Genomic DNA, 20,404 nt, shown 5'->3' with positions numbered 1-20,404 from the left:
AAAGCGGTGCTGCTTACTTCCTTCATGCTTGAGAAAAAGAAATGGCTTCTTATCACTTGTTTCTTGCTTTTTCTTTCTTTAAGCAATACTTTTTTACTGTGCGAGAAACCCGAGGACAGAGGTTTAGAACTTTTTTTCAGTAAAAGATATCTTGTCTTTTTTTATTTGCCGTTCCTTTATATTAGTTTTGGTTTTCTACGTCAAAGCATATCGGAACTTTTTCTTGCAAGATTTAGAACAAGTCGCTTTTTACTTATGATGCAGATCATACGCGCTGCTTTTCTAGCGTTTTTCTGTTGCTTTGTAGAGCTTTGTGTCGCCCTTCCTGCTGTTTTGAAAAATGATGGAATGACTATCAATCTTCTTTTCTTAGTTATAAATACTTTCTTTTTTACTTTTTTTCTATTAATTTGCTTCGAATTTTTGACACGAGTATTTCGACACTCGCTTATTTCCTTTTTCTTTTTGTTTGGCTATTTGTTCTTTGAAGATTTTTGGGTTAGTAGATTTAACGGGAGCACACTTTTTGCGGGTAAATGGTATTTTGATGAAAGACCTGATTTAACGGAAGTTTATTCCTGGCCTAATTTAGGATTAATTTGGGGCATATTGGCGCTACTTATTATTTGCTATAGTGAATCTATCAAATTTACAAAGCTCTTTTCAAGAAAAGGGGAAGGATAATGTTCATAAAGCTTATGAAACGCAACTTCGCTCAGCTGAGTAGGAGCCATTATCTGGGGTTAGCTCTTCCTATTCTGATTGCTGCATTTTTCTTTAAAAACTATAGTGAAATTTTTAAAGGAATTCGAATAGAAACGGACTTTTCCGTTTTTGAAATTCCTTTTGTATGGCTACTCTTTGAGTGGGTTCCTTATTTTCTTTTTTTAGAAGTATTTGCGGAAATCATCCACTCTTTAGATTGCTATTTACTTGGGCGTGTGAAAAATACAAGACTTCTTTTTTACGCCAATTTCATCAGTTTTTTCGGCTTGATTCTTTTTTATCATTTGATTTTGTATGTTGTTACTTTGTCTTTTTCTAGAGAAATCGTTGTGCATCTATTATTCAATTTAATCACTAATTTTTTAATCGCTCTTTTAGCCTTTTGCTTGTTATTTTTTCTATCTAGTATTTATGTATTTGTTTGTATTGTTGCTATTTATTTTTCCACGGTTTTCGAGCCTTCTTCTTTTTCCATTGTTAATTACACAATGGGAGCAAGAATGAATCGTGCTTGGGGAGGCACAGATACAATCTGTTGTGCCATTTGGATTATTCTTATTTTTTTCTTGGTTATGCTGCTAAAAAAATCCTATTTTAGAGTGAGGTTTTATGAGTGAAAAGAACAATTTCAATTAAGTCAATCAGTAAACAGCTAAAAAAACGAACGATTCTTTCCGACTTTTCGTGTGAAATGATAAGCGGGGAAGTTTACGGATTTCAAGGAGCAAATGGATCAGGGAAAACAGTCTTATTTAAAATGTTACTGGGCTTTTTAAAACCAGATCATGGAAGTATCGAAATAGACGGGCAAGAATTATATCAAGACATAGAATTTCCGCCAGATACTGGATTTATCATTGAATATCCTGGATTTGTTAAGTACTATACAGGAAAAGAAAACTTGCGATTGCTTGCTTCCGTTCAAAATAAAATCGGGGAAAGCGAAATCATTGCAGCAATGAAGCGAGTTGAATTAGAACCACAAAGTAAAATGAAAGTGAAAGATTATTCGCTCGGTATGAAGCAACGATTAGGAATAGCCCAAGCTTTCATGGAAGATCCCTCGCTTATCATTTTGGATGAACCCACTAATGCACTAGATAAAAAAGGAATAAAGCTACTTTCTGAACTGATTTTCGAGTGGAAAATGGCTGGTAAATGTGTACTGCTTACAAGTCATAATGAAAAATTTTTGCAGGAAGTTTGTACAAAGTTATTTTTCCTTGAATCGGGCAAGGTTTACTTGGAAGAGGAGGTCGAGGAGTGAAAAAAAGCTATATTTGGCTTGGTATAATCATTTTGATGCTTGCTAGCCTTGCAAGTTTTCGTTTCTACAAGCTTCATTCTGTTGCACAATCCGTTCATTTTCAGACTATAAAACTTGCGAAAAATGAACCTATCCAAACAAAAAATGGAATTACTATTCAAGCGAATCAAATAGGGACTTTTAAAAAAGAAGAGCTCACCTATCAGAAATTTAAGCTCGGTATAACTAATCATTCAGATGAAAAGTTAGAAATAAAACTAGATGAATTATACTTATCTAATCAAGCGTTTGCAACTAGCATCCCTATGTCCTATAAACCCTTACAAAAAGATGATCGCACCATCAAGTGGGGCACTCAAATTCATTTAAAGCCTGGTCAAGATGGCCAATATGAAATGGCCATTCCGATTTTGCCCAGTTTTTACGAAACGGCAACTGGGAAACTGAAGCTTTATTTGCATTACCGCTTCTTGGATGAAGCAGCGAATCAAATGATTGACTATGAACTAGCCTTACAGTAAAGTCACATAAAATTCATATACAAACTCCGTATTTCCCGTTACAATAAAAGTGAAAAGAAATTTGGAAACAAAGAGGGAGAAAAAGTGGAAAAACATTTGATTTGTTCGGATTTGGATGGGACGCTTCTTTCCAGTGACCAAATGATCTCGCAGAAAAACAAGCAAATTTTGCGGGATTTAATAGCGGATGGGCATTATTTTACTGTGGCTACAGGTCGGCTTTTTACAATGGCGCGTTTTTTTGCGGAGTCGGTGCATAAAGAAGCGGGAGTTATTGCTTCGAATGGTGCGATTGCGATATCAGGAAGCGGCAAGGTGCTTTATAAAGCCCAAATCAAGCCAGAAGTGCTACTTGAGATTTATAGAATCTGTCAAAGTGAGGATATGCTCGTCTCCTTTTTCTCGGAAAATACGGTTTATTCCTCGAAGGAACGGAAGCGATTACGGAAAACGAGCGATGCTGCTGCGCGAGTGGCTGCCCCGAGTTATAAACTTGTTGAGCGGGAAACGGATTTTCTGCAAGTTATCCCGGAAATTGTCAATGGGATTGTGATTGAAGACGATGGGCCGAAGCGAATTGGCGTTGTTCGGGAGCTTTTGGAGAAAGTAAACGGTTTGACTTGCTTATCTTCACACGCGAACAATATCGAGCTCCTTCCAGAGGGACATGATAAGCGCTTAGCTGTTCGCGAACTTGCGAGGGAACTTCATGTGAAACCGGAAAATGTGATCGCTTTTGGAGACGGCGAAAATGACCTTGGCATGCTCAGGGAAGCAGGCATTGGCGTGGCAATGAAAAATGGGGATCATTTTGTGAAAAAGCAAGCGGATGCCGTGACAAAATCCAATGATCGTGATGGAGTTCATCATTTTTTAAAAAGTTATTTTTACAAATAAAGAAGGTGAAACGATGTTTTACGGCACGATGCAAGAACAAGGGCTAGTGCTTGCTAAAACGAATGTGGGCATTTGTTTTATCGGAAACAACCTTGACCAATTAAAAAGCTGGCAAAAAAGATACCTGCCAAAAGAAGTCTTGCAGCAAGATGAAGCAAAGCTTGCGGCGGAAAAAAAGCAACTTCTTGATTATTATGAGGGAAAGCGAAAAACATTTGATTTTCCGCTTGATTTTGAAGTTACGCCTTTTTCAAAACGTGTTTATCAAGCGCTCCTTCAAATTCCTTACGGAGAAACAACGACGTATGGGGAGATTGCGGAAAAAATCGGACGAAAAACAGCTGTTCGCGCTGTCGGAAGAGCCATTGGAGCCAATCCAATTTGGATTGTTGTTCCCTGTCATCGTGTGATCGGGAAAGATGGTTCATTAACTGGCTATGCAGGCGGCCTAGATATGAAAACACAACTGCTTGCACTTGAAAAAGCACACAAATAAACCGGAAAGCTTAAGGGCTTTCCGGTTTATTTCTTTTAATAACCTGTTTCAACGGAGGCATTTACGATGTACATCATTTCGTTTTTGTCTTCCTTTTCAGCAAGGAAAATGCCGCTTGTTGTAATCATGCCGCCATCCATTAGTTCCACTTCAACCGTGCCATAAGGAATTAATCTCTTAACAGCTTCTTTGTCAAGTAAATCTTTATCCGTAGGAACGGCAAGCTTGATGCGCACTTTCATATTGTTTAAATCTTGATTCGGGAGCAGGTCTTCAATTCCCGGCATTGAGTTATGGTAAATGGCATGCTGGACGGCGCGTTCTGCCGCTTTTGTAACATTCTGGCCATGAACATCAACACCAAATCCTGTTTGGATAAAAAGTAATTTTTCCATCAAAAAACCTCCTAAAATTGATCGATAAATGACATACCTGGGCGATCCTTCGCAAATTCTTTTAAAACAGCAGTAAAAGCAGTCCCGCCTAGATCGCCTGCTTGTTTATAAGCCTCGGTAAATTGTTTTTGCTGTTGGCGGCTTAAGTCCCGCATAAGGTGAATCCCAGTTGAAGTAAGAAAAAGCGTTCGTTTCCGCTGATCTTCTTCACTGATTGCAATATAAATAAGTCCCTTTTCTTTGAGCTCGCGAAGTGGCTTTGCGAGCGCTTGCTTGCTAATTTCTAGAATCTGTGTCAGCTCACTCGTTGTCATTCCAGGAATTTGTTCTGCGAAAAAAAGAATCCGGTGATGGAAATGCGAAAGCCCGCGTGGTGAAATGATCGCATCTAAAGAATCCGTGAAACTTTTGTAGGCAAAATAAAACATGGCTATTTGCTGATTGAGTTGCTTTTCATTATTCATTTTTTAGCCCCTTTTTGTTGAATAAGTTAAGTATATCATAACCTGATTTTCTCGAAAAAAGATATTCCTTTTTTCTAAAAAAGGGTAGGGAAGGTAATTTTTGGGTAAAGGAAAGTGAAGAACTCGAATGGAGGAGGTAGGGGTTATGGAAAATTATCAACGAATTTTAGTCGCCGTCGATGGTTCAGATCAGGCGGATCGAGCTTTTCAAAAAGCACTTGAATTAGCTGGGAAATACGGGGCAGTGCTTGGAATTGCGAGTGTGGTCGATTTACGCTCCTTTTCACCCAATATTTCTTATGATGGCTCCCTTGAAGAGCGTGCGAAAGAAAAAGCGAGATCACGTGTGGCCGGTTACCGCGACCGAGCCGAAGCAGCTGGTGTAAAAGAAATCGTGACGTATGTTGAAAGTGGAAATCCAAAAACGATACTAGCTAAAGAAATTCCAGAAGAATTTGACGCAGATCTAATTGTTGCCGGTGCGACAGGATTGAACAAAGTTGAAAAAATTGTACTTGGTAGTATTTCTACTTATATTTTGGCACATTCAGGCGTAGATACACTAATTGCACGCTAGAAGAAAAGCCAGCAAGGCGCATGCGCCTTGCTGGCTTTTAATTTTGCTTCGGACTCTTAAGCTTCCTTGAAGAAGTTCGGAAGATATTCCTTGTGCGCTTCGAGTAGCTCATCAAGTAAAATGCGAGCTTCAGCGTCACCAGGTGTGAGCGGATTGATCGTCATCGCAAGTAGCGCTTTGTCATAATCCCCAGTCACTGCAGCTTCTGCTGTAAGTCGTTCAAACGTCTTGATTTCTTGAACAATCCCGTTAATAGCAATTGGAAGATGACCACTTGCAAGCGGAATTGGACCTTGACGTGTAATCACACAGTTTGTTTCAATGGCAGAATCTGGATCAATATCAAGAATTGCCCCATTATTACGTGTGTTGACAATTTGAATATCACGTTTGTCGTTATAAATTGAATTAATCAAGTTACAAGCCGCTTCACTGTAGTAAGCTCCGCCACGTTGTTCCAATTGTTTTGGCTTTTCAGCTAACTCTTCTTGTTTATAAAGCTCAAATAGTTCAGCTTCCACTTTTTTCACAACTTCCGCACGCGTTCCGTGTTCCGCGTAAGCTTTCGCTTGATCGTCCAGTTGTTCTTTGGTTTGCCAGTAATAGCGCAAGTAATCAATTGGAATCATGTTGAGCGTACGCAAGAATGTTTTATCCCAACCCGTTGCATTAATGTTTTTGAGCGTCGAACCAGCATCACCTTCCGTCATTTTATAAACGACATCGCGTGTAACATCTTTCCCTTGATAATAAACTGTTTTAGCAAAAACCATATGATTTAAGCCAACAAATTCCACGTAAATTTCAGTTGGATCAACACCAAGCGTTTCGGCAATATTGCGTTCAATCCCGATTGGCCCGTTACAAAGTCCAACTACTTTTTTCTGATTGCTGTAGCGAAGAACCGCTTCTGTTACCATTCCAGCTGGGTTCGCAAAATTAATCAGCCAAGCATCCGGACAAAGCCGTTCCATATCGCGGCAAATATCAAGGATAACTGGAATTGTCCGAAGTCCTTTAAACATGCCGCCGGGACCGTTCGTTTCTTGTCCAACTACGCCGTGAGAATTTGGAATTCGTTCATCTTTAATCCGTGCATCAAGCAATCCAACGCGAAGCTGTGTCGTGACAAAATCCGCATCTTTAAGCGCTTCTTCGCGGTCAAGCGTCAAATGAATTTCCATATCAACGCCAGCTTTTTTCACCATGCGTTTAGCTAAATTACCAACGATTTCAAGCTTTTCTTTCCCAGCTTCTACATCGACAAGCCAAAGTTCGCGAACAGGCAGTTCATTTTGGCGTTTGATAAAGCCTTCAATTAATTCGGGCGTATAACTTGATCCGCCACCGATCGTTGCAATTTTGATACCATCTTTTTTCATTATCGCTTCCTCCAATATTTAAAGAGCAATCCAATGATTGCGCTTTCTATTTTCATAACAGCTGTTCTTTACACATTTAGTATAGAAAGAATACGTTAGAAATACTAGCCTAATTTATCCTTTAGGTAGCCATTTTTTAAGTTGGAACTTGTTACATTTGAGTAACAGAGTGTTACATGGCAAAATGGACGAGTGGAGGCGATGACTTTGTTATTTTTAGAACAATCCGTAGAATTAAATGATACCGAACTTGAAATCTATAATTTTATTACCGCAAACCTGCAAAAGGTTGTTTATATGCGAATTCGCGATTTGGCCGATGAAACGCATGTGAGCACAACGACCATCTTGCGCTTTTGCCGCAAATTTAAATGCAGTGGATTTTCTGAATTTCGTGTCAAGCTGAAGCTCTATGCGGAAGAACGGCGACGCATTGCGATTGATATGTCGGACGAAACGACGTATATTGACTTTTTAAAGCGAACAGCAGGGGACGAATTTCAAGAACAATTGCAGAGTGCAGTGTCGATTTTGCGTCAATCCGAACTCGTTTTATTTGTTGGAATCGGCTCGTCTGGCGTGATTGCGGAATACGGAGCGCTTTATTTTTCATCCTTATTCACGCTTGCGCTTCACATTGAAGACCCGCTTAATCATCCGTTTTACCATCTTTCAGATAAACTCTCGGACAAAATTTGCCTAGTCGCCTTGTCGGTTGATGGCGAAAATGAAGATATCATCCGCTATATTCACGAACTCAAAACCCAAAAATGCCAAGTGATTTCGATTACCAATAGTTCAAAATCTAGCATTGCGCGCTTGTCTGATGCTAATATTGCTTATTATATCAATAAAGAAATGTATCAAGATGCGAACATTACGTCTCAACTTCCAGCTCTTTATACGATAGAATGTATCGCGCGCGAGATCCGCAGCCAAATTGATCAAACGTCGTTGTAAATAATACTTTGTGGATGATGCAAGGGAAGACAAATAGTAGATGCTCAATATAACGAAAGCAACCAACAATAGGTTGCTTTTTTTGTTTGATTTTTTCTAATAGGGAGCTATTTGCTACGGAATTTGGTATGAATTGTTAGAAAAAACTGGGCGTTTTTCTATTAAGTGGAAAATGAATTGGCATATGTCATCTCGTAAGAAGTAGCTTTTTATTTTCTGAAGATGCGAATTGTTAGTAATTATAGTGAAATATGTTACAATTATTAACGAATTATTGAAGAATTAATGGAGGAATAAGAAAATGATTAGAGCTCAAAAAGTTCTATGGAATGATTCGGACAATGAATGGCGAATTCTTATTTCAAAACAAACCTCCTTAGATGCTATTCTAATATTTTACAAAGAACGAAGAGAATTTCTTCGACCTGCAAGAAAGTTTGAGTTAGAAATTGAGGAAGTGGAAAATGGTTATGAAATCATTTTACCGCTCGAACTTGTGTTGCAACATTCGCTAGAAGATCGGGAAACGAAGTGGCATTTCTTTGGTAAACAAAAAAAGCAAGAGACTTTATTAAAAGTTACTGAGCCGCTTTCCTCTGAAATGGTTTCGGCGAGCGATGCCCTTCACAATTTTAAATTTGATTTTGCTGAAGGAATCCTTACATTTTTGAGCCAACCGAAGCCTTTTAAAACGACTTTACAACATTTTTCTTTTGATGAAAAAAAATTACAACTTGATATCGCAGTGTCATCTGAGTATTCCTTAGATGGCTTGGATGCTGTATTTTGGCTGAAACGTCGGTCTCGCCCTGAACTGTATAATTTTTTTGAACAACGTAAGGCATTTCCAAGCGGAAAGGTCGAAAATGGACATGTTCAAGTATCACTGCCAACAGACATTTTTTCTGAAGAATTTTTGGTTGATGAGACAAATTATATTGATCCATTTATTGAATTGCGATCAAAGTGGACAGGGTCAAAACTTGCACATATTGAAACAAATTCTGGTGCTATGGAAATAATCCCTCAAAAATTCTTGCTAGAGGAGCCTTTTAAAACTTCGCTAGAGTCCTATGTAACGGGTTCAAAGCGCCTATCTTTTTATTATCGGAAAGAGCTCCGCAAACTCGTGAAATTAACGAGTTTTAAAGAACGTCAGGATATTTTTTCTTTTGGCTTTGAAGTTCAAAAGAATTTTTCGCCGGTTGAATTTGTGCTCAAGCGACGTGACCCCAAATTTTCAACGTTTGAATACCTCGAAGAAACGATTCAGCCGATTACGAAAAAATTTCGGTCTTATACGGTTAAGCTTTCCAAAAAAACACTTTATCCGCTTCGTACATATCAACTGGACGAGAAATGGGATGGCTTCATTCGAACGAAGGAGGGGCTGGATTTGCCCATTTTTGTCTCGGATGAGATTGAATTTGATTCGAAATTTGATTTGGTGAATGAAGGAAAGTACCGTGCACAATTAATGAAAAATGGTATGGGAAATTTGACCGTTCGCTTTGCTTTAGCACCTACTGTGAAGCAAGAACCGAAGAAGCTTGTCGTGATGGGGACTTGCTTTAGCCGAAATGCTTTCAATACTTCACCGTATTTTAATCCAGATTATAAGTCATTTTTTAATGTTCAATTTACGCAAACACACACGTCTCTGATTAGTGCGACAACGCCTGCTTATTCGGGTGAAATTCCATTTGATAAATACGCAGATACGTTCACGGCAACGGAGTTTGGAAATGTTAAAGATGATTTTCGAAAGGATTTCTTTCAGCGGCTTGAAGCTGCACAGCCGGATTATTTTTTGATTGATCTGTATCCAGATGCAATCAGGCCGATCATTTGGCTCGATGATAAGTCTGCGATAACGGGTAGCTATATTTTGGAAGGCTCACCACTATTTGATGCCATTCCGTGTAAAGAAATACTGGATCACTCTGACGATGAGGCCTTTTATCAAATTTGGAAGAAACATGCTGATGAATTTTTGGCGAAATTGATGGAAATTATTCCTGAAGAACGCATCATTTTAAATAAAGGTGGCTTTACTTATAAGTATTATGATGAAAATCAAAAAGTAGCGACCTATCAAAATAAAATGGCGATTCAGAAAGCACAACTTCTTTGGGATCGTTTAAATAACTATTTTTTATCGGTCGCCCCAAACGTTCGGGTGATTGATCTGTCAAATAAGGGCTATATTGGTGATTTTTATTATCCATTTGGTCATTCCTTTTCACATTTTGAATCGGGCTATTATAAAGATTTTCTGAAAGAAATGATCTATATTGATCAGACCAATTCTTTTCGAGATTAACTGAAGAGAGGGAAACCTCTCTTTTTTTGTTTGAGTTTTGTTGAAGGGGAAACAAAACTTTATTATAATGGAAGCAGGAAAGAGAGAGGATGAAGCTTGATGAATAGCGAAGAACGGCTTTTGACAGGGTTTCGAGATGTGTATAATAAGCTAGTCTGGCTTAATAAAAGCAAGATGGAGCGAAGTTTAAGTGGCTATAAACCTGCTGAAGTTCACTGCTTGGAGTTTATTCAGAAAAATAGTGAGGTGAATGTGACCAAACTTGCGGAAGCTTTTTACATGACTAGAAGTGCCATGAGTAAAATGACCAAAAAGTTAATGGAAAAAGGTGTGATTGAGAGCTATCAAAAGCCAGAAAATAAAAAGGAAATTTATTTTCGCTTAACTGAAAAAGGCCGTCAAGTAGATCAAATTCATACTGAGCTCCATCAGGAATTTAGGGAGCGCGATCACTCAGTATTTGATACGATTACTGAGCAGGAACTAGAAGGCATGCTGAAATTTGTGGATCGTTATAGTGAACATTTGGATGAAGAAATCGATAAACAAAATAGAAAATCGAAAAATGAGTAAGGAAACGGTTGATAAGTAACTGTTTCTTTTTTTTGTTGACAAGGACACAAAAACGAGTTATGATTTTTGTTGACAAAGAAACAAAAAAGGAGATATTCTATTGTTACAAATTGAAAGAAAACCACCTTCCGTTCCAGAAAAAAAGGGCCTCATTTTTGGTTTGTTATCTATTTTTCTGTGCGGTTTAGGTTTAAGCATTATCACACCAATTATTCCATTTCTCGTTGCTCCTTATGTGGCAACGCCTGAGAGCCAAGCATTTATCGTCACAGCACTGACTTCGGTTTATGCAATCTGCGTATTCTTCGCTTCTCCGGTGCTAGGTACTTTAAGCGACCGCTTGGGAAGACGCCCTGTTTTATTAGTTTGTCTTTTCGGAGCAGCCACCGGTTACTTGATTTTTGGAATCGGCGGTGCGCTTTGGGTATTATTTCTTGGCAGAATTCTTGAAGGAATTACGGGTGGCAGCATTAGTACTTTGTTTGCTTACTTCGCTGATATTACCCCCGAATCAGAACGAACCAAATATTTTGGGTGGGTCAGTGCTTTGTTTGGCACTGGCGTTGCGATCGGACCGACAATAGGAGGCGTATTGGCTCATTTTGGTTATGCGACGCCTATGTTTTTCGGAGCAGCTGTCACTTTTTTAAACTTTCTTTTCGGAATCTTATACATACCAGAAAGTTTAACTCGAGGAAAGCGACTCAAACGAATTGAGCGAAGTCAGTTGAATCCCTTCACGCAACTGGTTCAACTTTTCTCGATGAAACATTTGGCACGGCTGTTCATCGCTGGGTTCTTGATTTGGATTCCCAATGGTTCTTTGCAAGCGATCTTTTCACAATTTACGAAAGATACTTTTCAGTGGCAGCCGGTATTAATCGGACTGACTTTCTCGATTATGGGAATTCAAGATATCGTCGCCCAAGGATTTGTTATGCCGCAACTACTCAAAAAGTTGAATGATACAGGAATTGCTAGGCTTGGTTTAGGACTAGACGTAGTTGGCTATCTGTTTATCGCAAGTTCAGCCATTTTCCAATTTGCTCCGTTATTTATACTCGGAATGTTTGTTTTTGGTTTTGGGGATTCCCTATTTGGACCTGCATTTAATGGAATTTTATCGAAGTCTGTTTCATCGAGCGAGCAAGGTCGTATTCAGGGGAGCAGCCAGTCTGTGCAGTCCCTTGCAAGAATTATAGGGCCGTTAATCGGAGGACAAATTTATGTGTCCCTTGGTCACGCAGCTCCGGCGGTAATGGGTGCCTTGCTTATTTCACTTGCTATTCCAATTTTAACTCATCAACAAAATGGGAATGTGACATCAAAAAATAAAGTCAAATAAATGTGATGGAGTGGCTAGTGCAAGATTGATGGAACTTATGTTTCAGTCAAAAAGCCGACGATTTTTAAAACAAGCGGGAGCAATTTTCTTTGAGGATTGCTTCTGTTTTTTGATACACTGAAAAAAAGGTGGTGCACAGCATGATTCATTTTATTCCCTTCACAAAATCTAGTGATAACAAGAAGATGAAGAAGCTATATCAACAAGAATTCCCAAAAGCCGAGCAAATTCCCTTTTGGCTTCTGATGAGAAAAGCCAAAAAAGAAAACGTAGAATTTTATCAATTGAAAGATGAAAACAAGTGGATTGGCCTGCTATATATCGTGCAGTACCAAGATGTCGTTTTTATTTTTTATTTTGCAATTTATCGGAGTTTGCAAGGACAAGGATTCGGCGGGAAAGTCATGCAGGAAATTACCAAAAGATTTCAAGGAAAGCGAATCGTTTTAAATATTGAAGAGGCGAGCAAAACCGCTAAAAACTATGAGCAACGCTTCAAACGAAAACAATTTTACGAACGTTACGGTTTTCATGAATCCGGCTTCATGGTGCGGGAAATAAACATCTGGTACGAAATATTAATTCACGGCGAAAAGAAACTAACCAGCGAAGACTACCAAAAATTGATCGCTTCATTTTTGGGAAAAGCCCTCTACCCATTCTTTAAACCAAAACTGGCAAGAAAGGAAGGATAGGCTAGTTTAAATTTGGGAGTGCGTTTTCACTTTGATTGCGTTATACTTTTTTGTAAGGGCTTACTTTTTCTTTTAAGTGATGATGAGTCTTAAAATTTGAAAGTGTGGCGTGAAAACAAAAGGGGGATTTGAAATGCGAGATTATGGCATTTGTTTATGGAGTTTTGGGGATATCCCAGTTGAAAAAAAGTGTCAATTGGCAAAGGAAATCGGCGTAACAGGTGTCGAAGTGGAGGGGAATTTGGCGCAGAATCCAGCAGAACTTGCGAGTTTACTGAAGCAGTATCAATTAAAGGTTCTTTCTGTGACACCAAATAATGTGGATATTTCTTCTGCTGACGAAGAAGTTCGCAAGCAAGCAGTGGCTTATTTTTTAGATTTACTTGATTGGGCTTCCGAACTGGGCGCTTTTCGAATTTGTTTGCACGGGGAAGTCGGAAAAATCGAAGGAAGCGATGATGCGACGTGCGACTGGGAAAGACTTGTGAAAAGTACGAAAGCGGTTATGGAAAAAGCAGAAAAATTGGGGATTGCAGTCGTTTTTGAAGTTTTGAATCGCTATGAAAACCATCAAGTGGTGACAGGAGCTGAAGCCTTGCAATTGATTCAAGATGTGGCGAGCCCTTCATTGTCGGTTTTACTAGATGCTTATCATATGAATATCGAAGAGCCGAATCCAGTCGCTACTTTGGAGAAAGTAAACACCCAATTAGGAATGTATCATGTAGCGGATTCGAACCGCCAAGCTATTGGAAATGGGCATGCAGATATCAAAGGACAAATCGAAGCCTTACATAAAGTAAATTATAAAGGTCCGATTATTATGGAGATGGTAGCAGAAGGTCCAAATCCATTCAAAGCGGAAAAAGAGGAGAACTATCTAGATGTTTTAAGTAAGTATTACCGAGATTCCTTAGAACAAATTAAAAGTTGGGATGGAATTTGAATCCAGCAAGATGCTAAAAAAGAGAAGCAGGACGTGTGCCCGCTTCTCTTTTTAAATTCGTTCTTCATTCGCTGGAACCTGTTCAAGTGAAGCCCCGGCGCGTTCCCATTTCTTGCTTTTCATTTTATGATTGATCCAGTAAAGAATAGTGCAAATAAGTGGAATAATACTTGCAATCAGATAAAGCCCTCTAAAAGAAGTGGCATTTTTGAGAATCCCCATAATATACGGCCCAACGCCAAGACCTAAATCTAAACCAATAAAATAAGTCGAAAGCGCAACGCCGATTCGGTGTGTGTTCACAAGTTTCAAACATACCGCTTGACCATTCGACATAAAAGTCCCGTAACCAAGCCCGACAAAGGCACCAGAGATAAGTAACGTCCAGTTGTTCGTTGTGACCCCTAGTAACAGCAAACCTGCCGCGAGGAAGATATAACTTGGATACATCACATATTGTTCCCCTTTGGCATCGAAAATTCTTCCTGTAACAGGACGAGTAAACGTGATTACAAGCGCATAAACCACGAAGAAAAATGAGCCTGCAGAAACAAGATCGATCACTTTAACATAAGAAGACAAAAACGACAGCACACTCGAGTAGGCAAGCCCCATCAAGAAGGCGATAAAAGTGATAAATAAGGCTTTCTTTTCAATAAAACTGCTAAAATTCCAAGATTTAATGGCTGCTTCATGTTCCGCAGATAGTTGGATATTTTTGACTGGAAACAAGAAACAAGCAATTGCAACCGCCAAAATCAAGCTAATGGATAGCCAGATGATAAATTCAAAATTTGTAGCGCTTAAAAGTAACATGCCGAGGAACGGACCTGCGGCAGCCGCAAGACTCGTACTTAAGCCGTAATAGTTAATTCCTTCACCGTTTTTCGCTTGCGGAATGTAAGCTGTCACAATCGTATTTGTCGCAGTTGAGATCGCACCATAGCCAAATCCATTCAAGAAACGGATGAGATATAAAATTCCTAGGCTAGGGATGAAAAGATAACAAACAGTCGTAGCAAGATAAAACAAAGCGCTTGCTCGAAGGACAAATTTTCTACCGAGGAGTTCGATTTGTTTTCCCATTAATAAACGTGCGAGAAGTGTTCCAATAATATAAATTCCAGAAGCAAAACCTGCCTCACTCATGCTTGCCCCAAGATCATCTTGCGCGATCACAGCGATGATGACCATAAGCAAATAATAAACGAGGTAGACGACAAAATTAAGGACCGTCACGCCGATAAAATATTTATTAAATAGCTTTTCTGGCATAAGAATCTCGTTCCCCAATCTTTTGCAGTGCTTTGATTTTTTCAATTCTTGCAGCAATTTCATTGTAGTTGGATGGATAGCGATCAACGAGCTGTTCCACAAATAAGTCTCTTGTCGTCATGAAGAGTCGCAGGAATTCTCTTGATTCCGGTGATTCTCGGATCGTAAGCTCCCGCATCAGTTCTATGGCATTTTGATACGCATCGTTTAAGAAAATCAGTGCTGCTTTTGAATCGAATCTGTTGCTATAAGCTGTGCCGAGACGTTCGACAATAGCGTTCATCCAAATATTCATCTTTATTCCTCTTTTCATTTGTAATATGTTTCTCAGTATAAGGCGAAAAAGACTTGTCGAAAAGCACACTTCATGTGTAGAATTATAAGTAACGAATCTTATTAACAAATGTTAATGTTTGTTGGGCGAATTTTTTATATGCTTTTTTTAGCGGATCAAAAAGGCGGGGAAGAAAAGTTGGATAATCGTGTGTTAAGAAATTATGTGGAAGAAAATGACTTTCCGATCATTCGAAAGGGGTATCACAAATATTTAACTTACGAAGGACTTGAAGATTGTTATACGTACATTTTAAAAGAGGGAATTGTGAAGGCAAGCGTGATCTCAAATGACGGGCGGGAATTTAACTTGCGCTATATTCAAGAATCCGAAATTGTTTCGATTTTAAAGGATGAATATTCGCAGTTTATTGATGCGCCTTATAATATTCGCGTCGAATCGGATTATGCTGAATTTTACCGAATTAATCGCGTGCAATTTTGGAAGGATATCAATGACAGTCCCGAGTTACAACACTACGTGAAAGAATTTTACCGGTACCGGTTGCTTTATATGATGAAAAAAATGCAACAAATGCTGATGAATGGGAAAATGGGGGCGGTTTGTTCACAAATTTATGAGCTCTATGATTTTTTCGGCGTGGAAACAGGTGATGAGATTGTGATTGATTTTCCAGTAACAAATGAAGAAATCGCGAAGTTTTGCGGGATCTCTTCTGCAAGTAGCGTCAGTCGAATTCTACGCCAACTTAAGCAAGAAAAAGTGATCAAGGTTACGAAAAATCAACTCGTCATTACTAATTTGAGTTTACTGGAAGATCACATTATTTTCTAAAAGTAGCATCAAAAAAGCTTCTTCTGTTTTTAAACAGAAGAAGCTTTTTTGCGTAACCGATCCAGCCATTCAAGTCGTTTTTCGTTCCACCAAGTAAAATTTTAGTGGGATGAGTTTTTGGTTTGCTTGCTGGAGCTCGTTGTGGATGATTGTAAAGGCGTTTAAAGCCTGCTTATCGACCGGGTAGTGAATGGTCGTCATATCAAATAAATGCGCTACTTCCAGGTCGTCAAAGCCGCATACGGCGAAATCTGCAGGAACCCGCAGTTCTTGCCTACGTGCCTCGGACACAATCCCCGCAGCCAGATAATCGTTTGGTGTAAAAAAAGCATCCGGTTTATTCGCTGTCTTTTTGAAAAAATGTACGAGCTCTTCTCCTTGGGCTCGCGTCCCCATCCCGTAAAAGTGTTTGACTTCGTGCGGATCAAGATTATGGCGCTTACAAAAGTCGGCATAAGCTTGCATCCGGCTTTGCGTATTTAGTCCGCTTGTAAAGCCGTAAATATTGCAAATTCGGCGGTAACCACGCTCGTAAAGATGCTCAAGCCCGAGCGTATAGCCTTCATATTGATCCATAAAAACCGAGGCGATTTTTTTGTGCTCAACGCGTTGCCAAGTGACGATCGGCCCGTATTTGGTATAAGGCTCAATCACATCCCATTCATTTTGACGGATGACGAGGACGAGCGCATCAATTTGTTTACGACGCAACATTTCAAGTGCTTCTAATTCCTTCTCGCGCTTTCCGTTTGTCATAAAAAGTGTCACATTATACCCATGTTCTTGTGCGGCGTTCGTGAAGTTTTGCATGAAAATCCCTGGAGAGTCCTGAAAAATGGGAGCTACCAGTCCAATCAATTTAGTCGCGCCTTTTTTTAACGAAACCGCATTAAGATTTGGAACATAGTCCAGTTCGTCAATCACCATTTGAACGCGCTTTCTTGTTTCCTCACTAACGTAATCGCGCTGATTAATCACTCGGGAAACCGTTGCCGAAGATACACCAGCTCGTTTTGCAATTTCTTGAATATTTGCCAATCCAGACACCTCGCTCTGTTATCCAATTTTAGTATAGCACAAAACCAGAAATAAAAAATTTTCAAAAAAGGGGGTTGACCTGTAATGCATTACATAAATTATCATCAAGTTGTAAGAAGAAAACGCTTAATTTTGGGAGGGTTCAATACTTATGAAAGACGGAGTAAAAATCGTAACAATTGGTGGAGGCTCAAGCTATACACCAGAACTGATTGAAGGATTTATCAAACGCTACAGTGAACTTCCAATAAAAGAATTATGGCTTGTGGATATCGAAGCAGGGCGCGAAAAACTTGAAATTGTCGGCAATATGGCGAAACGCATGGTTAAAGCAGCAGGAATTGACTGCGAAATTCATTTGACGCTTGATCGCCGCGAAGCATTACCAAATGCGGATTTTGTGACCACACAATTTCGAGTTGGACTTCTCGACGCGCGAATCAAAGATGAGCGAATCCCGCTTTCACACGGAATGATCGGGCAAGAAACAAACGGTGCCGGAGGAATGTTTAAAGCTTTCCGGACGATCCCTGTCATTTTGGATATCGTAAGCGATATGCGAGAACTTTGTCCAAATGCGTGGTTGATCAATTTCACAAATCCTGCCGGAATGGTAACAGAAGCCGTCTTGCGCTATGGCAACTGGGAAAAAGTGATCGGGCTTTGTAACGTTCCAATCGGCGCAGTGAAAAGTGCATCCGCTGTTTTAGGGAAACCAGAAAAAGACTTGTTCTTTAAATTTGCGGGTATCAACCACTTGCACTGGCATCGTGTCTTTGATAAAGACGGCACAGAACTGACTGAAAAAGTGATTGACGGGCTTTATGCGCCAGGAGCAAATCCAGAAATGGTCGTTGAAAATATCAAAGACATGCGTTTCCTTTACGAACAAGTGAAACATTTGAAGATGCTTCCTTGCCCGTATCACCGTTATTATTACATGACGGATAACATGCTAAAAGACGAAATGAAAGCCTTCCAAGAAGAAGGTACTCGCGGAGAAGTCGTAAAACGCCTTGAAGAAAGCTTGTTTGAACTCTATAAAGATCCAAACTTGGATTATAAACCAGAAGAGCTTTCAAAACGTGGCGGGGCGCATTACAGTGATGCCGCTTGCGAAATTATCAATTCAATTTACAACGATAAAGGCACGAAAATGGTAGTATCCACACGGAACAATGGTGCCATTGATGACGTACCTTATGAAAGTGCCGTTGAAATTACAAGCATTATCGGGGCACACGGGGCAGAACCCATCAACTTTGGGAAATTCGCTCCTGCAGAACGTGGCTTATTACAAGTGATGAAAGCGATGGAAGAATTAACGATCGAAGCAGCCGTAACAGGCGATTATGCAACAGCTCTCCAAGCCTTTACACTGAATCCGCTTGTGCCAAGTGGGGACATCGCGAAAGAAGTACTCGATGAATTGCTTGAAGCGCACAAAGACCATTTACCTCAATTTTTCGTGAAACAACAAGCCTAAAATTTCAAAGACTCGCTTCGGCGAGTCTTTTTTTGCTTTAAAGGGGTATGGAAAACGAGCGAAATCGTGTATGATAGAACTAATAAAAAGCATTTGGAGGAGACAGCGATGGAAAACGAACCAATTAAACTTCAAACAGAACCTCGACCAAAAGCCTGGCTTGGTATTATTTGGTTGGTTTTGTATTTTATTCTTGATATTATTGGCGAAATTCTCGCCACAATCCCGCCGATTATTGAAGGCTTAGACGCAGGAAAATCGTTTGACAGCATTATAGGTGGCTTGCAAATCACTTGGTACATGAATCTCACACAAGCATTCGCTCTCGTTATTCTACTTTTCTTGATGAAAGTCTCGCACATGAAACTTTTTTCTTTTCGAGCTTTTTCAAGAAAAACGTGGCTGAATTTTATTGTCATCAGCCTTGGCACCCTTATCATTTCAAATCTCCTTGAAATCCTGATTACATACTTAGATCCAAATTTCAATACCGCCAATCAAGCAGGGATTGAAGACATGGTAAGTTCGGCATCACCGCTTGTCGTGTTCGTCGCCGTTGTCATTCTAGCGCCGATCACAGAAGAAGTCGTTTTCAGGGGCTTAATCATGAAAATCATTTTCTGGAAGTATCCGAAAATCGGCTTTGCAGTAAGTACCTTGCTATTCACTCTCGCTCATTTGCCAACAGATATCCCAAGTTTCCTCGTTTACTTCGTGATGGCGTTTGGCTTGTGTCTAGTCTACTACAAAACAAAACGCATCGAAGCGAGCATCTTGCTTCACTTTATCAACAATTTAATCGGCTACTTCTTCATCGTCTAAAGAAAAAAGCCTTTCGAACATTGTGTTCGAAAGGCTTTTTCGCATCCAGATTATTTATCAACAACTTGGATATCTTCCTTGTTGCCGTATTTTGTCCACCAAGGAACAGCACCTTCATCAAGCAATTTGTTAAGCGAAGTGATATTTTCCTTCCCTTGCGTGCGAAGCCACTCACGAAGCGCATCGTCGCCTTCCTTACCGTAAACTTCGATACCATCTTTCCAAGTTGCACGGCCACAAAGCACGCCGCTATATTGCACATTGTGTTCATTCGCAAAAGCAATCGTCTTGTGGAACATTTCCGCCGTAACCCCAGCACTCAAATAAATGAAAGGAAGCGGACAAAGATCCGAACACTCTTCAAAATGGCGCGCAGCTTCCGCTTGAGAATAAGCCGATTCACCTTTTGCAAAACCTTCAACATAATTAAAGTTGACAGGAACCTCAAGTTTTAAAACATCAACGCCGTAACGAGGCTTCGAGAATTCCTTGATTGCCTTTTTCACTTTAGCAGGTTTTAGTTTAGCGTATTCAAGCGAACCTGAGTCAGTTACATTCGCATCATATGTAATTGGCTCAAGGAAAAATGGGATATCGACAGCGCGGCATTCCGCGCCGATCCGTTCTAAGAAAGCATATTTAATTTCATTAATGTCATCAGACTCATCCGGATCATAATAAACCAAAATTTTAACCGCATCTCCGCCATTTTCCTTGATACGAAGTACTGACAAGTCTTCAATTAAATCCGGCAACTTACCAGGAATCGTCGTATCATATCCAGTTTTTTCATAAGAAGTTAAAAGCCCACAGCCTTCATGGCGTGCTTTAATTGCTGGTGTACCGTATTCATCGTCCAACAAAATAGCAGAAGCATAAGGAGTAAGTTCTTCGGAAACTAATTTTTTGAAGTCTTCCACATCTTTTTTGTCTTCCGTACCTTTTGCAGCTTGAATCATTTTTTTGAGCGAACCACGTTGGTCAATCGCTAGCGCTGCAATTACACCTTTATCATTGGCAAGTCGATTTAAACTATCGAATTTACCTCTTGTCATTGTAACCATTATACATCGATCTCCTTTTTCTG

The 20,404-nt window shown here is 39.7% G+C and carries 23 protein-coding genes; 16 read left to right on the top strand and 7 right to left on the bottom strand.

Annotation, left to right across the window (positions count from 1 at the left end):
- The first annotated feature begins 24 nt into the window (after nt 1-24).
- The 6 genes from UR08_RS06805 (at nt 25) to UR08_RS06780 (ending at nt 3,907) form a co-directional block, all read left to right on the top strand.
- Nucleotides 25-684 carry a hypothetical protein gene (locus UR08_RS06805; RefSeq protein WP_133296335.1) on the top strand — a complete coding sequence of 220 codons (660 nt, stop codon included), beginning with the start codon at nt 25-27 and terminating at the stop codon, nt 682-684.
- A complete protein-coding gene (locus UR08_RS06800; protein WP_115752920.1) occupies nt 684-1,343 on the top strand; it encodes a hypothetical protein in 660 nt (219 codons plus the stop codon). Before UR08_RS06805 ends, UR08_RS06800 begins: the two co-directional genes overlap by 1 nt.
- A complete protein-coding gene (locus UR08_RS06795; protein WP_115752919.1) occupies nt 1,340-1,993 on the top strand; it encodes an ATP-binding cassette domain-containing protein in 654 nt (217 codons plus the stop codon). Before UR08_RS06800 ends, UR08_RS06795 begins: the two co-directional genes overlap by 4 nt.
- Nucleotides 1,990-2,514 (top strand): hypothetical protein, encoded by a 525-nt coding sequence (locus UR08_RS06790; protein WP_115752918.1) that lies wholly within the window; start codon nt 1,990-1,992, stop codon nt 2,512-2,514. The genes UR08_RS06795 and UR08_RS06790 overlap by 4 nt, the downstream gene beginning before the upstream one ends.
- A gap of 84 nt (nt 2,515-2,598) precedes the next feature.
- Nucleotides 2,599-3,411: a Cof-type HAD-IIB family hydrolase gene (locus UR08_RS06785; RefSeq protein WP_115752917.1), complete on the top strand. Its 813-nt coding sequence runs from the start codon at nt 2,599-2,601 to the stop codon at nt 3,409-3,411.
- 13 nt (nt 3,412-3,424) lie between these two features.
- A complete protein-coding gene (locus tag UR08_RS06780; RefSeq protein WP_115752916.1) occupies nt 3,425-3,907 on the top strand; it encodes a methylated-DNA--[protein]-cysteine S-methyltransferase in 483 nt (160 codons plus the stop codon).
- A gap of 35 nt (nt 3,908-3,942) precedes the next feature.
- Here UR08_RS06780 and UR08_RS06775 read toward each other — a convergent pair whose 3' ends face one another.
- Nucleotides 3,943-4,302 carry a Lin0512 family protein gene (locus UR08_RS06775; protein WP_115752915.1) on the bottom strand — a complete coding sequence of 120 codons (360 nt, stop codon included), beginning with the start codon at nt 4,300-4,302 and terminating at the stop codon, nt 3,943-3,945.
- An 11-nt stretch (nt 4,303-4,313) separates the two neighbouring features.
- A complete protein-coding gene (locus UR08_RS06770; RefSeq protein WP_115752914.1) occupies nt 4,314-4,766 on the bottom strand; it encodes a MarR family winged helix-turn-helix transcriptional regulator in 453 nt (150 codons plus the stop codon).
- A 145-nt stretch (nt 4,767-4,911) separates the two neighbouring features.
- Here UR08_RS06770 and UR08_RS06765 point away from each other — a divergent pair, with 145 nt between their 5' ends.
- Nucleotides 4,912-5,343: a universal stress protein gene (locus UR08_RS06765; protein ID WP_115752913.1), complete on the top strand. Its 432-nt coding sequence runs from the start codon at nt 4,912-4,914 to the stop codon at nt 5,341-5,343.
- Between the two features lie 56 nt (nt 5,344-5,399).
- Here UR08_RS06765 and UR08_RS06760 read toward each other — a convergent pair whose 3' ends face one another.
- Nucleotides 5,400-6,725 (bottom strand): 6-phospho-beta-glucosidase, encoded by a 1,326-nt coding sequence (locus UR08_RS06760; protein WP_115752912.1) that lies wholly within the window; start codon nt 6,723-6,725, stop codon nt 5,400-5,402.
- A 207-nt stretch (nt 6,726-6,932) separates the two neighbouring features.
- Here UR08_RS06760 and UR08_RS06755 point away from each other — a divergent pair, with 207 nt between their 5' ends.
- The 6 genes from UR08_RS06755 (at nt 6,933) to UR08_RS06730 (ending at nt 13,567) form a co-directional block, all read left to right on the top strand.
- Nucleotides 6,933-7,685, top strand: coding sequence for a MurR/RpiR family transcriptional regulator (locus UR08_RS06755; RefSeq protein WP_115752911.1), 753 nt, complete (start codon nt 6,933-6,935; stop codon nt 7,683-7,685).
- A gap of 301 nt (nt 7,686-7,986) precedes the next feature.
- Nucleotides 7,987-10,008 (top strand): DUF6270 domain-containing protein, encoded by a 2,022-nt coding sequence (locus UR08_RS06750; protein ID WP_115752910.1) that lies wholly within the window; start codon nt 7,987-7,989, stop codon nt 10,006-10,008.
- A gap of 99 nt (nt 10,009-10,107) precedes the next feature.
- A complete protein-coding gene (locus UR08_RS06745) occupies nt 10,108-10,581 on the top strand; it encodes a MarR family transcriptional regulator (protein ID WP_115752909.1) in 474 nt (157 codons plus the stop codon).
- A 109-nt stretch (nt 10,582-10,690) separates the two neighbouring features.
- Nucleotides 10,691-11,926 carry an MFS transporter gene (locus tag UR08_RS06740; protein WP_205757242.1) on the top strand — a complete coding sequence of 412 codons (1,236 nt, stop codon included), beginning with the start codon at nt 10,691-10,693 and terminating at the stop codon, nt 11,924-11,926.
- A gap of 140 nt (nt 11,927-12,066) precedes the next feature.
- A complete protein-coding gene (locus UR08_RS06735) occupies nt 12,067-12,621 on the top strand; it encodes a GNAT family N-acetyltransferase (protein WP_115752907.1) in 555 nt (184 codons plus the stop codon).
- Nucleotides 12,622-12,754: 133 nt separating this feature from the next.
- Nucleotides 12,755-13,567 carry a sugar phosphate isomerase/epimerase family protein gene (locus UR08_RS06730; protein WP_115752906.1) on the top strand — a complete coding sequence of 271 codons (813 nt, stop codon included), beginning with the start codon at nt 12,755-12,757 and terminating at the stop codon, nt 13,565-13,567.
- Nucleotides 13,568-13,618: 51 nt separating this feature from the next.
- Here the strand turns inward: UR08_RS06730 and UR08_RS06725 are convergent, their stop codons facing one another.
- Both UR08_RS06725 and UR08_RS06720 read right to left on the bottom strand, forming a co-directional pair.
- Nucleotides 13,619-14,842: an MFS transporter gene (locus UR08_RS06725; protein WP_115752905.1), complete on the bottom strand. Its 1,224-nt coding sequence runs from the start codon at nt 14,840-14,842 to the stop codon at nt 13,619-13,621.
- Nucleotides 14,823-15,137, bottom strand: a complete 315-nt coding sequence (locus UR08_RS06720; protein ID WP_115752904.1) for a hypothetical protein — start codon at nt 15,135-15,137, stop codon at nt 14,823-14,825. Before UR08_RS06720 ends, UR08_RS06725 begins: the two co-directional genes overlap by 20 nt.
- Before the next feature lie 177 nt (nt 15,138-15,314).
- Here UR08_RS06720 and UR08_RS06715 point away from each other — a divergent pair, with 177 nt between their 5' ends.
- Nucleotides 15,315-15,971: a Crp/Fnr family transcriptional regulator gene (locus UR08_RS06715; RefSeq protein WP_115753741.1), complete on the top strand. Its 657-nt coding sequence runs from the start codon at nt 15,315-15,317 to the stop codon at nt 15,969-15,971.
- A 69-nt stretch (nt 15,972-16,040) separates the two neighbouring features.
- On the opposite strand, the gene UR08_RS06710 is transcribed toward UR08_RS06715, so the two are convergent.
- Nucleotides 16,041-17,009 carry a LacI family DNA-binding transcriptional regulator gene (locus UR08_RS06710; RefSeq protein ID WP_115752903.1) on the bottom strand — a complete coding sequence of 323 codons (969 nt, stop codon included), beginning with the start codon at nt 17,007-17,009 and terminating at the stop codon, nt 16,041-16,043.
- Between the two features lie 151 nt (nt 17,010-17,160).
- Here UR08_RS06710 and UR08_RS06705 point away from each other — a divergent pair, with 151 nt between their 5' ends.
- Both UR08_RS06705 and UR08_RS06700 read left to right on the top strand, forming a co-directional pair.
- Complete coding sequence (locus UR08_RS06705) at nt 17,161-18,495, top strand: 6-phospho-beta-glucosidase (RefSeq protein WP_115752902.1); 1,335 nt, start codon at nt 17,161-17,163, stop codon at nt 18,493-18,495.
- A 108-nt stretch (nt 18,496-18,603) separates the two neighbouring features.
- On the top strand, nt 18,604-19,317 hold the full coding sequence (locus UR08_RS06700) for a CPBP family intramembrane glutamic endopeptidase (RefSeq protein ID WP_115752901.1): 714 nt from the start codon (nt 18,604-18,606) through the stop codon (nt 19,315-19,317).
- A gap of 50 nt (nt 19,318-19,367) precedes the next feature.
- Here the strand turns inward: UR08_RS06700 and UR08_RS06695 are convergent, their stop codons facing one another.
- Nucleotides 19,368-20,381: a tagatose-bisphosphate aldolase gene (locus tag UR08_RS06695; protein WP_115752900.1), complete on the bottom strand. Its 1,014-nt coding sequence runs from the start codon at nt 20,379-20,381 to the stop codon at nt 19,368-19,370.
- Nucleotides 20,382-20,404 lie beyond the last annotated feature (23 nt).

It is taken from the genome of Listeria kieliensis, from assembly GCF_003369925.1.
GTDB classification, from domain to species: Bacteria; Bacillota; Bacilli; order Lactobacillales; family Listeriaceae; genus Listeria; species Listeria kieliensis_A.
The sequence above is the reverse complement of the archived record's forward strand: the minus strand, read 5'-3'. Positions and strand labels throughout refer to the sequence as shown.

Bases quoted from the DNA above. Each gene is read 5' to 3' on its own strand.
- UR08_RS06805 (WP_133296335.1), top strand. From the start codon at position 25: ATGCTTGAGAAAAAGAAATGGCTTCTTATCACTTGTTTCTTGCTTTTT.
- UR08_RS06800 (WP_115752920.1), top strand. From the start codon at position 684: ATGTTCATAAAGCTTATGAAACGCAACTTCGCTCAGCTGAGTAGGAGC.
- UR08_RS06780 (WP_115752916.1), top strand. From the start codon at position 3,425: ATGTTTTACGGCACGATGCAAGAACAAGGGCTAGTGCTTGCTAAAACG.
- UR08_RS06775 (WP_115752915.1), bottom strand. From the start codon at position 4,302: ATGGAAAAATTACTTTTTATCCAAACAGGATTTGGTGTTGATGTTCAT.
- UR08_RS06770 (WP_115752914.1), bottom strand. From the start codon at position 4,766: ATGAATAATGAAAAGCAACTCAATCAGCAAATAGCCATGTTTTATTTT.
- UR08_RS06765 (WP_115752913.1), top strand. From the start codon at position 4,912: ATGGAAAATTATCAACGAATTTTAGTCGCCGTCGATGGTTCAGATCAG.
- UR08_RS06760 (WP_115752912.1), bottom strand. From the start codon at position 6,725: ATGAAAAAAGATGGTATCAAAATTGCAACGATCGGTGGCGGATCAAGT.
- UR08_RS06750 (WP_115752910.1), top strand. From the start codon at position 7,987: ATGATTAGAGCTCAAAAAGTTCTATGGAATGATTCGGACAATGAATGG.
- UR08_RS06745 (WP_115752909.1), top strand. From the start codon at position 10,108: ATGAATAGCGAAGAACGGCTTTTGACAGGGTTTCGAGATGTGTATAAT.
- UR08_RS06735 (WP_115752907.1), top strand. From the start codon at position 12,067: ATGATTCATTTTATTCCCTTCACAAAATCTAGTGATAACAAGAAGATG.
- UR08_RS06730 (WP_115752906.1), top strand. From the start codon at position 12,755: ATGCGAGATTATGGCATTTGTTTATGGAGTTTTGGGGATATCCCAGTT.
- UR08_RS06725 (WP_115752905.1), bottom strand. From the start codon at position 14,842: ATGCCAGAAAAGCTATTTAATAAATATTTTATCGGCGTGACGGTCCTT.
- UR08_RS06720 (WP_115752904.1), bottom strand. From the start codon at position 15,137: ATGAATATTTGGATGAACGCTATTGTCGAACGTCTCGGCACAGCTTAT.
- UR08_RS06705 (WP_115752902.1), top strand. From the start codon at position 17,161: ATGAAAGACGGAGTAAAAATCGTAACAATTGGTGGAGGCTCAAGCTAT.
- UR08_RS06700 (WP_115752901.1), top strand. From the start codon at position 18,604: ATGGAAAACGAACCAATTAAACTTCAAACAGAACCTCGACCAAAAGCC.
- UR08_RS06695 (WP_115752900.1), bottom strand. From the start codon at position 20,381: ATGGTTACAATGACAAGAGGTAAATTCGATAGTTTAAATCGACTTGCC.